This is a genomic window from Acidaminococcus intestini DSM 21505, from assembly GCF_000425045.1.
Taxonomy (GTDB): Bacteria; Bacillota; Negativicutes; order Acidaminococcales; family Acidaminococcaceae; genus Acidaminococcus; species Acidaminococcus intestini.
Genome location: NZ_AULA01000006.1, coordinates 37,243 through 50,153, shown reverse-complemented (window position 1 = coordinate 50,153; position 12,911 = coordinate 37,243). Strand labels below are relative to the sequence as shown.

The 12,911-nt window shown below is 48.7% G+C and carries 12 protein-coding genes and 1 tRNA gene; all 13 read left to right on the top strand.

All coding sequences use genetic code 11. The annotated features are described in order from the left end of the window. Positions 1–2: 2 nt before the first annotated feature. Complete coding sequence (locus H503_RS0102765) at positions 3–2,045, top strand: bifunctional 4-hydroxy-3-methylbut-2-enyl diphosphate reductase/30S ribosomal protein S1 (RefSeq protein ID WP_009014733.1); 2,043 nt, start codon at positions 3–5, stop codon at positions 2,043–2,045. 15 nt (positions 2,046–2,060) lie between these two features. After that, complete coding sequence (gene fni / locus H503_RS0102760; RefSeq protein WP_009014734.1) at positions 2,061–3,110, top strand: type 2 isopentenyl-diphosphate Delta-isomerase; 1,050 nt, start codon at positions 2,061–2,063, stop codon at positions 3,108–3,110. 14 nt (positions 3,111–3,124) lie between these two features. Then, the gene (gene der, locus H503_RS0102755; protein WP_016459518.1) at positions 3,125–4,453 is read left to right on the top strand and encodes a ribosome biogenesis GTPase Der; all 1,329 of its coding nucleotides are present in this window, start codon (positions 3,125–3,127) and stop codon (positions 4,451–4,453) included. 22 nt (positions 4,454–4,475) lie between these two features. Beyond that, positions 4,476–5,090, top strand: a complete 615-nt coding sequence (gene plsY / locus H503_RS0102750; protein ID WP_009014736.1) for a glycerol-3-phosphate 1-O-acyltransferase PlsY — start codon at positions 4,476–4,478, stop codon at positions 5,088–5,090. 10 nt (positions 5,091–5,100) lie between these two features. Then, on the top strand, positions 5,101–6,096 hold the full coding sequence (locus H503_RS0102745) for an NAD(P)H-dependent glycerol-3-phosphate dehydrogenase (RefSeq protein WP_026385421.1): 996 nt from the start codon (positions 5,101–5,103) through the stop codon (positions 6,094–6,096). 67 nt (positions 6,097–6,163) lie between these two features. Continuing rightward, the gene (locus H503_RS0102740) at positions 6,164–6,616 is read left to right on the top strand and encodes an ACT domain-containing protein (RefSeq protein WP_026385420.1); all 453 of its coding nucleotides are present in this window, start codon (positions 6,164–6,166) and stop codon (positions 6,614–6,616) included. A gap of 13 nt (positions 6,617–6,629) precedes the next feature. Next, entirely contained in the window at positions 6,630–7,931 is a 1,302-nt protein-coding gene (locus H503_RS0102735; protein WP_009014739.1) for a homoserine dehydrogenase, read from the top strand. Between the two features lie 21 nt (positions 7,932–7,952). Beyond that, on the top strand, positions 7,953–8,888 hold the full coding sequence (gene thrB / locus H503_RS0102730; protein WP_009014740.1) for a homoserine kinase: 936 nt from the start codon (positions 7,953–7,955) through the stop codon (positions 8,886–8,888). 79 nt (positions 8,889–8,967) lie between these two features. After that, positions 8,968–9,044, top strand: a tRNA-Pro gene (locus H503_RS0102725). A 117-nt stretch (positions 9,045–9,161) separates the two neighbouring features. Beyond that, positions 9,162–10,772 carry a peptide chain release factor 3 gene (locus tag H503_RS0102720; RefSeq protein ID WP_009014741.1) on the top strand — a complete coding sequence of 537 codons (1,611 nt, stop codon included), beginning with the start codon at positions 9,162–9,164 and terminating at the stop codon, positions 10,770–10,772. Positions 10,773–10,792: 20 nt separating this feature from the next. Continuing rightward, positions 10,793–11,533 (top strand): WecB/TagA/CpsF family glycosyltransferase, encoded by a 741-nt coding sequence (locus H503_RS0102715; RefSeq protein WP_009014742.1) that lies wholly within the window; start codon positions 10,793–10,795, stop codon positions 11,531–11,533. 50 nt (positions 11,534–11,583) lie between these two features. Then, positions 11,584–12,225 (top strand): phosphatidylserine decarboxylase, encoded by a 642-nt coding sequence (locus H503_RS0102710; protein WP_009014743.1) that lies wholly within the window; start codon positions 11,584–11,586, stop codon positions 12,223–12,225. Further along, positions 12,222–12,908: a CDP-diacylglycerol--serine O-phosphatidyltransferase gene (gene pssA / locus H503_RS0102705; RefSeq protein WP_009014744.1), complete on the top strand. Its 687-nt coding sequence runs from the start codon at positions 12,222–12,224 to the stop codon at positions 12,906–12,908. Before H503_RS0102710 ends, pssA begins: the two co-directional genes overlap by 4 nt. The last annotated feature ends 3 nt before the right edge of the window (positions 12,909–12,911 follow it).

Sequence of the window (12,911 nt, the reverse complement as noted above, 5' to 3'; positions counted from 1 at the left end):
CCATGCAGATCATTGTCGCAGATCCCTGTGGATTTTGTTATGGAGTAAAACGTGCGATAGACATTGCACAAATGAACGTAAAAGGATATAATACTAGTATTGCCACCCTAGGTGAAATTGTTCATAACCCTCGGGTTGTGGAATCGCTCGCGCAAAAAGGTGTACAATGCAAGGAAACACTGGCCGATTTTTCCGCTGGTGATACGGTTATCTTTCGTTCCCATGGTGCAGCTCCTCAAATTTATGAGGAAGCCGAACAAAAAGGACTTAAGATCATTGATGCCACTTGCCCCCATGTGCGGAAAGCACAAAAGACAGCCGCCGCCCTTTCCAAGGAAGGTCGGTTTGTCATCATCATTGGGGAGAAGCGTCATCCTGAGGTGCAAAGTATCAAGGCTTGGGCAGGTAAGGATTCTCTGGTCATCGAAACAGCTGATGACCTGGAATCTCTTCCTGTAAGAGATAAGTTTGGTGTAGTGAGCCAGACGACTTTTGAGGCAGGGAAGTTTAACCTTCTGCTTCATCTGTCGCAGGAGAAACGATCTGGTGACTACAAAGTGGAAAGGACCATCTGTACAGCCACTGCTGAACGTCAGGAAGCAGCAAGGAAACTTGCTGGAAACTGTGACGCGTTCTTTGTCTTTGGCGGAAAAAACAGTGCCAACACACGCCATTTGGCGGAACTTGCACGCCCTATCAATCCCCGAACCTATCTTTTGCAGGACGCTAGCGAGATTACCTTATCCATGCTTGCCGGAGCAGAAAAAATTGGCATTACTGCTGGTGCATCTACACCGCAGGAAATTATTGAGGAGGCTATTGTAGCTATGGAAACGATGGAAGAACTGTTGGGACAAGAAGAAAGCATGAAACTGCACATTGGTATGATTGTTGAGGGCACGGTCATCGACGTAACCAAAGATGAAGTGGTTGTTAACTTTGGTTACCAGAGCGAAGGTTCCGTACCCTTTGACCAATGGGTTCAGGGTGGTACCAAGGAAACCGTCGCTCCCACTGTAAATAAAGGCGATAAGGTCACGCTGAAAGTCATTGCCAGCGAAAATCAGGATGGTCTCGTTGTTCTTTCCAAGACGAGAGCTGAAGCTGACCAGGCTTGGCTGAAACTGCCGGAAGAATTCACTGATGAAAAGAAAGTGGTTACCGTTAAAGGCCTGCGTGCCGTTAAAGGCGGCCTGACCGTTGCCTATGAAGGCCTAACAGGATTCATCCCTGCTTCTCACCTTGATCTTAGACATGTGGATGATGTCAAGGAATATGAAGGTAAGGAACTTGAAGTTTCCCTTCTTGAAATCAACCCTGAAAAGAAACGTCTTGTCTTCTCCCGCAGAAATGTCCTGAGAGAAGAACGTGCTGCCAGAAACGCTGCCTATAAGGAAGAACGCGCTCGCCGTGAAGAAGAACGCAAGGAAGCCATGGATAAGGCTTTTGAAACCTTCCATGAAGGTGAAACTGTTGAAGGGACGATTCGGAGCATCGTCGATTTCGGGATGTTCGTTGAAATTGCACCTTTTGTTCAGGGCCTTGTTCATATCTCTGAAATTTCCTGGGATCGTAGCGTCAAACCGGCCGATCTCTACAAAGTCGGTGACAAAGTTGAAGTCTACATCAAAGGCCTCGACGCTGAAAAAGGCCGTATTAGCCTTTCTGTTAAAGCGCTTCAGGAAGATCCTTGGCAGGCTGCTGCAAAGAACATCCATGTCGGTGACATTGTTACCGGTACGGTTCTTCGCTTCCTTCCCTTCGGTGCGATTGTCAAATTGAATGATAAGAACGAAGGCATGATCCACATCTCCGAAATTTCCGAACAGCGTATCGAAAAACCGGAAGATGTTCTGGAAGTTGGTCAGGAAGTCAAGGTCAAGGTTCTGCGTGTTGACACGGAACATAAGAAGATTGCCCTCAGCATCACCAAAGCAAAGGAAGATGCTGAAAAGGCTGAAATGAGCCAGTACCTAGGCAAAAAAGGCGCTCTCTCCCAGGATCTGGGTGAAAAACTCGCTGAGGTAGAAAACGAAGCCAACTAATTAAAGGAGTCTCCAATGAAAAGCCGGGAAAGTCGTAAGCTCGATCATATCCGATACGCACTTTGTGTCGGGGATGGGCCTTGCGCTTCCGGCTTTTCTGACGTTCATTTGCTTCATCATTGCCTGTCAGGCATCTGCCGTAATGAGGTGGACCTGACTTGCTTACTGCCAGGCCTGCCCGCTCTGGCCCATCCGATTATCATCAATGCCATCACAGGCGGGGCAGACGCGGTCGCAAAAATCAATGAATCACTGGCCATTGTCGCCCGCGAAACGGGTTCAGCCATGGCCGTTGGTTCCCAATTTGGTACGGTGCGAACGGGGCTTCATCGAGATAGCTATACGATTGTCCGAAAGTGCAATCCCAAGGGGCTCATCTTTGCTAATTTAAGTGCTTTTGCCTCTGTAGAGCAGGCAAAGGCCGCTATTGACATGATTTCTGCCGACGCCCTTCAGATTCATTTGAATCCTGCCCAGGAACTTGCGATGGAAGAAGGGGATCGGGACTTTTCGAACTGCCTATCTCATATAGAAGCTATGGTACAAGGTGTTGGGGTCCCTGTTATTGTCAAGGAAACAGGCTGCGGCATGGCCAAAAAAGAGGCCCAGGACCTCCTTGATGTTGGCGTAACACTCCTTGATATTGGTGGGGCAGGGGGAACCAATTTCCCTGCCATCGAGCATCAGCGTTACCCAGAAGGCAATGAAGAGCTCTCGGAATGGGGCATCCCCACGGTCCTGTCCCTGCTATCCGTCGTACAGACGGTTGGTTGGGGAAATGGGGTCATTGCCTCAGGAGGCATCAGGAGCGCCCTTGATGTGGTCAAGGCCCAGGTCCTTGGGGCTTCAGCGGTTGCCATGGCAGGTAATCTGCTGCAAAAGATTCAGCAGGAAGGAACTGAGGAAACCATTCATTTTCTGCAGCGGTTGCTGAACAAGGTTCTTGACTTTTATACCCTTCTTGGCTGCAGAACCTTCAGGGATCTTCACGAGGCGCGATATTATCTAACCGGCGAGACGGCCCAAGCTGTTTCATGGCTCCGGAAGTATGACCAGAATGATTGAAAGAGGAATCCTATATGAGTAAACCCATTGTTGCCATTGTCGGCAGACCGAATGTCGGCAAGTCAACTTTATTCAATATTTTTGCGGACAGCCGCATCTCCATTGTGGAAGATACGCCGGGTGTCACGCGGGACCGGCTTTATGCCGAAGCAGAATGGCTCGACCGCCGCTTCATGATGGTCGATACGGGCGGGATTGAAATTGCCAATACCGACTCCATTGCCGTTTCCATCCGGGAGCAGGCTAAGATTGCCATCAAGGAAGCCGATGTCATCCTCTTTGTCTGTGACGCCCGTACAGGGGTTACGACAGAAGACCAAGAAGTGGCCAAACTGATCCGTATGGCCCAAAAACCGGTCGTCCTTGCTGTTAATAAAGCCGATACGCCGACCCAGGAACTGGAAGCCTATGAATTCTATAACCTGGGCATTGGAGAACCCTATATGATTTCGGCGTCCAACCGACTTAACCTCGGCGACCTGCTTGATGCCGTTGTATCCCACTTTCCTGATGAGGATGAATCCGATGATGATGATCATGATGACGTCATCAAGGTTGCAATCATTGGACGACCGAATGTGGGCAAATCCTCCATCTTCAATGACATCATTGGGCAGACCCGCTCCATCGTCAGCGATGTGGCAGGGACAACCCGTGATGCCATTGACGTTCCTGTCATGAAGGATGGTCAGACTTACCTCTTCATCGATACGGCAGGGATGCGCCGCAAAGGGAAAATCGATGAACCGATTGAAAAGTACAGCATTATCCGTACCCTACGTGCAGTGGACCGTTCCGATGTTGTCCTCATGGTCCTCGATGCCGTTGATGGCGTTACCGAACAGGATAAAAAGATTGCAGGCTATGCCCACGAGGCAGGCAAGGGTATTGTCCTTGTTGTCAATAAGTGGGATCTGTATCAAAAGGATGAGATGTCAACTGTTCATTATACGGAAACTATTCGAAAAGAACTCATCTTCATGCCTTATGCCAATGTCGTTTATGTTTCGGCCCTGACGCAGCAGCGCATCAGCCGCCTGCCCGATCTTATCAAAGATGCGGCCGAAGCTAATGCCATGCGGATTTCAACATCCGTCCTCAATCAGGTTGTGACCGATGCCGTGGCTATGAACCAACCGCCCATGGAAAAGGGCAAGCACCTGAAAATTCTTTATGCAACCCAGGTCAAGGTCAAACCGCCGACCTTCGTGATTTTCTGCAATGAACCGGAAATCATGCACTTTTCCTACCAGCGTTACCTTGAAAATAAGCTGAGGGAAGCCTTTGGATTCCAAGGAACGCCCATCAATCTCATTGTACGCGGTAAGAATGAAGATAACTGACCCATAAGGAAGGCGCATTGGAATGAGTGTATTGTTAGGAGCTCTTATCGGGTATTTCATGGGGTCCATTCCTTGTGGCCTCGTATTTGTAAAAGCCATCTGCGGCATTGATATTAGGCAGTACGGAAGCCATAATATTGGGACGACGAACGTCTTTCGAACGGTCGGTGCGCGCATGGCTTCCCTGGTCCTATTGGGGGATCTGGGCAAGGGCGTTGTGGCTCTTTTGTTGGTTAGCCGTTTTGTGTCCACTGACCTTTGGCCGCAGCTTGCTTGTGCAGCTGCCTCCATCTTGGGGCACAGTTTTTCCTGTTTCCTCCATTTTAAAGGCGGACGAGGCGTTGCTACCGGGCTTGGTGTCCTGCTTTATTTCATGCCTGATGTTTCTGTTTTTGCCCTCACCGTATGGCTTGCCATCGTCTTTGTCACACGCTATGTCTCGTTGGGTTCCATTGTGGCTGCCTTTTGCGCACCTCTTGGCGCCTATTATTTAGGCTACGATCTTCCTCTTGTTATTTTTACGGCAATCATCGCTGCTGTTGTCATTGTCCGCCATTATGAAAATATGGTCCGACTCTTTCACGGCACGGAAAACAAAATTCGGGAAGGTCATCTGTCCGTGAAAGATAAAAAATAAGGAGGAAACCATGTCCATCGCTGTAATTGGTGCAGGAAGCTGGGGAACCGTCCTTTCGAAAATCCTTGCTGATAATGGCCATGACGTCGTGCTTTGGGCTCGGAATCCAGAAAAAGCCGCGCTCATTGAACAGACGCGGATCAATAACGATTATCTGCCAGACCTTACGCTTTCACCATCCATTCATGTAACCCATGATTTTCAATGGGTGGGAACAGCGGAGGTCCTTGTCTTTGTTGTCCCATCAAAGGGGATGGGGACTGTATGCAGTGACCTTTCCAGGGTTACGAAAGGGAAAGGAAAGATCCTTCTTACCTGTACAAAAGGATTCTCTCGGGAAACGGGAAAGCTGATGTCGGATGTGTTGGAACACTATTTTCCTGAGGCACAGGCCATCGCAGCATTAAGCGGCCCCAATCTTGCTAAGGAACTTGCCCAAAAGCAGCCAAGTGCTTCCGTCATCGCCTCAAAAGATCCAAAGGCAGCAAAAATCCTGCAGGATCTGTTCCTCAATGGATATTTTCGGCCCTATATTTCAGACGATATCCTTGGCGTTCAGTTATGCGGTGCCCTGAAAAACTGCTATGCCCTTGTGACAGGGATGATTTCGGGTCTGGGGCTTGGTGAAAACAGTCAGGCAGCTCTCATTACCCGAGCCCTTGCAGAAATGACAAGACTTGGGCTTAAATTGGGAGCCCATCAGGAAACTTTTGCCGGGCTAAGTGGAATCGGAGATCTTGTCGCGACCTGCACAAGTCCTTTGAGCCGCAACCATACGGCAGGCACCTTGCTTGCCCAAGGAAAAGCTGCCAAGGACATAGAGCAAGGGACCCATATGGTCATTGAAGGCATGAGTACGACAAAGACCGTTTATGCCCTTTCTCACAGACTTGGTGTCGAAATGCCTATTATCGATCAACTTTATGAAGTTCTGTACCATCATAAGGAAATCACTCTTGCGGCCCATGATCTTATGTCACGATCGGGGAAGAAAGAGTGGAACTAATTATTGAATTATGATATAATGTCCTTCTAGAAAGGATAAACATTCTTTGGAAAAGGATAGATGCAACATGACAAACGAAAAAAAATCAGAGTCCTATTTAGTCAGAGAGGAAATCCTACCTGAAGCCATCAAAAAAACCATTATGGTCAAGGAAATCCTCAAACGCGGTAAACTTAAGACTGTCAATGAAGCTGTTGCAAAGGTTGGGCTAAGCCGTAGTGCATACTACAAATACAAGGATTACGTCTTTCCCTTCTATGATGCAAGTCGTGAAAAGGTCATCACTATTTCCCTGCTCCTGGAACACAAACCAGGTGTTCTTTCTAGCGTTCTCAACACAATTGCCGCTGATGGGGGAAGTGTTATCACGATCAACCAAGGTGTTCCCCTGCAGGGTGTTGCCAACACAACCATTTCCGTGGAAACAAAATTCCTCACCATCGATATGGAGGCCCTTTTGGATAAGGTTCGCCTCATCGAAGGAGTAAAACGGCTGAACGTGCTTGGTCAGGTCGATTAAAGGGGTCCTTATTTTGAAAAAAGAAATCAATATTGGGCTTTTGGGCACAGGAACCGTCGGTGGAGGCGTGATTCTTGTCCTAAAAGATCATGAAGCGCTCATTACGGAACGGGTGGGGACACCTATCCGTATCAAAAAGGTGTTGGCAAGGCATCCGGAAAAGGTGCATGCTTTGGATCCGTCCCTGCCAGTTGTCACGGATATCGAAGAAATCACCGGTGACCCTGATATTGATATTGTTGTTGAACTGATTGGCAGGGAGCATCCTGCCCTTGAGTACATGAAAAAAGCCTTATTGGCCGGTAAGAACGTTGTTACGGCCAATAAGGATGTTGTGGCTGTTCACGGGAAAGAACTCTTTGAGTTGGCAGCAGCCCACCATGTCGATTTTCTTTTTGAGGCATCGGTGGCTGGGGGAATCCCCATTATTCGACCGCTGAAAGAATCCTTGGCAAGCAACCGGATTTCCCTCATTATGGGAATTATCAATGGGACGACGAACTACATGCTGACCCGGATGACTGAAGAGCATATGGATTTTACAGAAGTGCTCAAACAGGCACAGGAAAAAGGTTATGCCGAGTCGGATCCAACCGCTGATATCGGTGGCTTTGATGCAGCGCGAAAAATTGCCATCCTTTCTTCCATTGCCTTCAATACACGGGTCCATTTGGATGAAGTCGAAATTGAAGGTATTGAAAAGATCTCCCTTCGTGATATCGTCTATGCAGAGGAACTGGGCTACACCATCAAACTCTTGGGAATCGCCAAGCAGTTGAAAAATGGGAAGATTTCTGTGGGGGTCCATCCAACGATGCTTCGTAAGAATCACCCGCTTGCGTCGGTGGATGATGTCTTTAATGCCGTCTATATCGAAGGTCAGCCCATTGGTGAGGCCATGTTTTATGGCCGCGGTGCCGGCCGTTTTCCGACGGCCAGTGCGGTGTGCGGTGATATCATTGAATGTGCCCGTAACATCCGTGAAGGATGCAATGGCAGGGTTGGCTGTACCTGCTATGAAGAGAAAGCCCTGGCGCTTAAGGAGGAAGTTTTCTCCCAGTTTTACGTGCGCCTTCTCGTCGACGAAGCGCCTGGTGTATTGGCACAGATTGCCAGTGTCTTTGGCAAACACGAGGTCAGTCTCTTCAATGTCCTGCAGACTCGTAAATTAGGTGATTTAGCAGAAATTGTTGTAATTACTCATCCTGTTTCCGTTTATGACCTGGAAGAAGCCACAAAGGAATTGGCAGTAACGAAAGTCGTCAATCGCATCAGCAACGTACTTCGCGTTGAAGATGACCAATCCATCTGTTAAGTCAGCAAAGGAGTGGAAAGTATGGACGTTCAAAAAGTCACGGTCCGAGTCCCTGCAACTTCCGCCAACTGCGGACCTGGATTTGACTGCTTAGGACTTGCCTGTTCCCTCTATAATGTATTTACTTTTGAACGGATTCCGCAGGGAATCGAAGTCTCAGGGGTAGGGGAAGGTGCCGAAATCCTTCCTTTGGGCCGCCATAATCTGGCGGTCTCTTCCTTTTATGCATTATGGGAGAAATATCAGGGAAAGGAAACGGGAATCCGCGTCACAAGCGTCATACACGTACCTGTATCAAGGGGGCTCGGAAGCAGTTCGACGGCTGTAGTGGCTGGTCTTATGGCAGCTAATGCCATGCTGGGATCACCGCTGACCAAAAAGGAACTGGTTACGGAAGCAACCCTCATTGAAGGGCATCCAGATAATGTAGCACCTGCCATCCTCGGTGGGATCACCATCAATATCATGGCCGATGACAAGGTCAAAAGCTTGCGTTTTCTGCCGGCCTGTCCTCTGGGCATGATTGTCTTGGTCCCAGCCCTTCATGTATCCACGGAAGAGGCAAGGAAGGTTCTGCCGAAAGAGATTCCTCATAAGGATGCGGTGTATTCTGCAAGCCGCGCAGCTATGCTCGTCGGCTCACTCATTACAGGACACTTTGAAAACCTTCCGGAAGCGCTGGAAGATAAGCTTCATACGCCGTATCGGCTTCCCCTGATCCCGGGGGCGTCAGAGGCCCTCAAAGGGGCTCGCGATGCCGGTGCGTACAATGCCGTCATCTCAGGATCGGGTTCGACCCTTATGGCCTATGTACCGGAGGAAAAGGATCGCTCCCGCATTGCAGAGGCTCTAGCAGCACCCTTCCGTAAGCTTGGCATTGCGTGCACCCTTCATCAGGTCAGCATAGACACGGAAGGAGCCGTTGTTTCTCTAGCAGAAGAAGCGGAAAGATTCTGATGAAGCCTCCTTTATTTTCGTGATTTCAAAAATAAGGGTTGACTTTATGGAGAATATCGAGTAAAATTATTACTGTTGTCGGGGCGTGGCGCAGTTTGGTAGCGCGCTTCCTTGGGGTGGAAGAGGTCGTGAGTTCGAATCTCGCCGCTCCGACCAATTTGTGATTTGACGCCATAAAGTTCGAAACTTTGTGGCGTTTTTTCATGCCTCTTTCAGGGTATGAACATAGCATACGGAATTGACCTTAACCGGGCTTTAGGAGGAGTTTCATCGATGAGTGAATTACAGGATAAAATCAATAAAAGGCGGACTTTTGCCATCATTTCCCATCCGGATGCTGGTAAAACGACCTTGACCGAAAAACTGCTTCTTTATGGGGGCGCCATCCATCTTGCCGGATCGGTCAAGAGCCGCAAAACAAATCGTCACGCCGTTTCTGACTGGATGGAAATTGAAAAACAGAGAGGGATTTCTGTTACAAGCAGCGTGCTCCAATTTGATTATGATGGGTACCGCGTTAATATCCTTGATACACCGGGCCATCAAGATTTCAGTGAAGATACTTATCGAACCTTGATTGCTGCCGATTCCGCGGTCATGCTGATTGATGCGGCCAAGGGCGTGGAACCACAGACGAAAAAACTCTTTTGGGTCTGCCACCGAAGAAAACTGCCGATCTTTACCTTTGTCAATAAATTGGACCGCTATGGCCGGGCCCCTATGGATCTTATGGACGAAATCGAAAAGATCCTTCATATTAATGCTTTCCCTATCAATTGGCCAATTGGGGTTGATGGGCACTATATCGGGGTCTACGACCGAATCAAAAAACAGGTGGAACTCTTTGACAATGATAACAGCCATGGCAGCAAGATCCTTAAATCAACGACGGGGGATTTAAACGATCCTGCCATCAAGGAAGCCATCGGCGAGGCCAATTATCAGACACTGCTCGATGACATTGAGCTTCTTGACCTAGCCGGTGATGAATTTGACCTCCAAAAGGTCCTGGATGGGGAACTGACGCCGATGTTCTTCGGGTCTGCCATGACAAACTTTGGTGTCCGGCCTTTCCTTGAAAAATTTCTGGAACTGTCCCCCGCGCCGCAGCCTCGCAAATTAAAGGATGGCGGTGTCGTCATGCCTGACGATGAGAATTTTAGCGCCTTCATTTTTAAAATCCAGGCCAACATGAATCCGGCCCATCGCGACCGTATCAGTTTTATGCGCATTTGCTCCGGCAAATTTGAGAAGGGCATGACCGTCTGGCACCTCCAAGGCAATCATCCAGTTAAGCTTTCCCAGCCCCAGCAATTCATGGCACAGGAACGGACGACCGTAGAAACAGCCTATCCTGGTGATATCATTGGCGTCTTCGATCCTGGCATCTTTACCATTGGGGATACCCTTACAAGTGAAAAGAATAAGATCCAATTCGAGGATTTTCCTATTTTTCCGCCTGAAATTTTTGCAAAGGTCCAGCCTAAGGATTCCCTCAAACGCAAACAGTTTGAAAAGGGTATTGTTCAACTGGCACAGGAAGGGGCCATCCAGGTGTTCCGTCAAAAGAATATTGGCATGGAAAGCTTTGTTGTAGGAGTAGTCGGTGTCCTCCAGTTAGAAGTTCTGGATTATCGCCTTAAGAATGAATACAGCGCCCAACTTCTCATGGATCGCCTGCCCTACAGTGTGGCTCGCTGGGTCTATGCTGATGATGCCGAGGCCATTCGTAATATGAAGGGCCTTGATAATGGGATGCTTGTCTATGATAAACTTGGCCGTCCCGTCGTTCTTGTTTCCAATGAATGGAATCTTAACTGGCTCTTGGAGCGGAATCCTGGTATCAATTTCACAGAAGTGCCATCTGAAGCAAGAGCCATCTAACTTATGGAAAGGAGCAGGGTATGCTCATGAAAAAGGCCATTAATATCCTTGGCGTTCCTGTTACGCCTTTTTCCATGGAAGAAGCAGTCTCCTTCCTCATGGATCGGATTGCAAAGAAGATGCCCACACAGGTGGTCACGGCTAACGCTGAAATCATCATGATGGCACGGAACGACAAACGCTATGGTACGCTCCTTCAACAGGCCGATTTGGTTCTTGCAGATGGGGCGGGAACGGTCTGGGCTGGCCGCACCTTAGGATATGAAGTCCCTGAACGGGTGGCTGGTTTTGATTTATTCGTGGAACTGATCAAAAAATCAGCTGAGGAAGGAATCAAACTCTACTTTTTTGGAGCCGCTCCTGGTATCGCAGAAGCTGCAAAAGCCAAAGCTGAGATGTTGGCTCCCGGCGTTTCCATCGTTGGCACGCGGAATGGGTATTTTTCAGAAACAGATATAGAGGAAATCATTGACGAAATCAATGCTTCTGGGGCCCAGATCTTATTTGCAGCTCTTGGCGCGCCCAAGCAGGAGTACTGGCTGCGTGATCACGCAAAACAGCTGCGGCCCCTTATCCGGATTGGACTGGGAGGATCCTTTGATGTACTTGCCGGTAAGACGACGCGGGCCCCTCACTGGATGCAGAAAGCTTCCCTGGAATGGCTCTATCGTCTTTATAAGGAACCGAGCCGAATCGGTCGTATGATGGCCCTGCCGCGTTTTGTCCTTGCTGTCCAGAAGGAAAAAAGAACCCATAAATAGACAAAGGGTGTTGAATTGTATTATAATAACCAAATAGTGGAGGTGAGGGCGTGACCCGATATACAATCATAAAGGACGGCTATCCGTTCATTTTTACAGGTCTTGCAGCGACCATCCTTGTCGGCTTTTTGGCTGATCCGGCATTTGCTGGGATTCCGCTCATCCTGACCATATACTTTGCCTATTTCTTTCGGGAACCGGACCGCCCCCTGCCGGATGATCCCCATGTCTTGTATTCCCCGGCTGATGGGACTGTCATGGCTGTCGAGGAATTCTTTGATGACGAATTTCTTCATGAGGAAGCAAAGAAGGTAACCATCTTCTTATCCGTTTTCAATGTCCATACTAATCGCGCACCTATGAAGGGCTATGTTAAATATCTGCGCTATACATGCGGCGGCTTTGAGCCCGCTTTCAAGGGATCTGCGCCCATCGTCAATGAACGCATGGCCATTGGACTTGAAAACGAACAAAGCCGTGTTCTCGTCGTCCAGATTGCGGGTATCCTTGCCCGGCGCATTGTCTCTTGGACATCGCTTGGTAAGCAGCTTCTGCAAGGGGAAACGTACGGAATGATTAAATTTGGTTCCAGCACGGAGCTTATCGTTCCTCGCGACGTAGAAATCCTTGTCAAAAAGGGAGATAAAGTCAAAGGCGGCATAACAATTATGGGGAGGCAGCAAGTACAATGAATTATAGACGCATGGTTCCAAACAGCATCAGTGGTCTCAGCATGGTCCTTGGGGTTTTATCCATCTATCTTTCCATGGATGGTGAATTTTCAAGGGCTGCCATCTTCATTATTTTAGCCGTCCTTGCAGATTCCTGCGATGGACGGGCTGCACGTCTTCTTGGCGTCAGTGGGGAATTCGGAAAGGAAATGGATTCCATTTGCGATGTTTGTTCTTTCGGAATGGCTCCTGCTGTCTTGATTTATACTTATGGTCTTACGGATCTGGGTCTTTGGGGACAAATCATTTCGTCCCTCTTCACTTTTGGCGCGGGACTGCGCCTGGCTCGTTTCAATGTCAACACGAGCGTTGTTTCTGGGTATTTTGAAGGGATGCCGGCGCCGGCTGGTGCCTGCGTCCTTGTGACCTATGTGCTTTCTGGTTATCAATTTGGGCCGATGGGGACAGCCATCCTGACGCTGTTAGTGGCAAAATTGATGTACAGTGAAGTTCGTTACCCTGATTTCAAGGGACACGGCAATCCTCTTTTCAAGGTTCCTGTCATCTTGTCTTTTGCCATTGGTCTTTATATGCTTGTAACCAATTTCCATGCTTGGCCTTTTATCATCATGTTTACCTACACGATTTGCGGGGTCCTCAACGCCATTTATGTAAAGGTTACGGGGAAAAAAGCAGGGGAGTAAGTA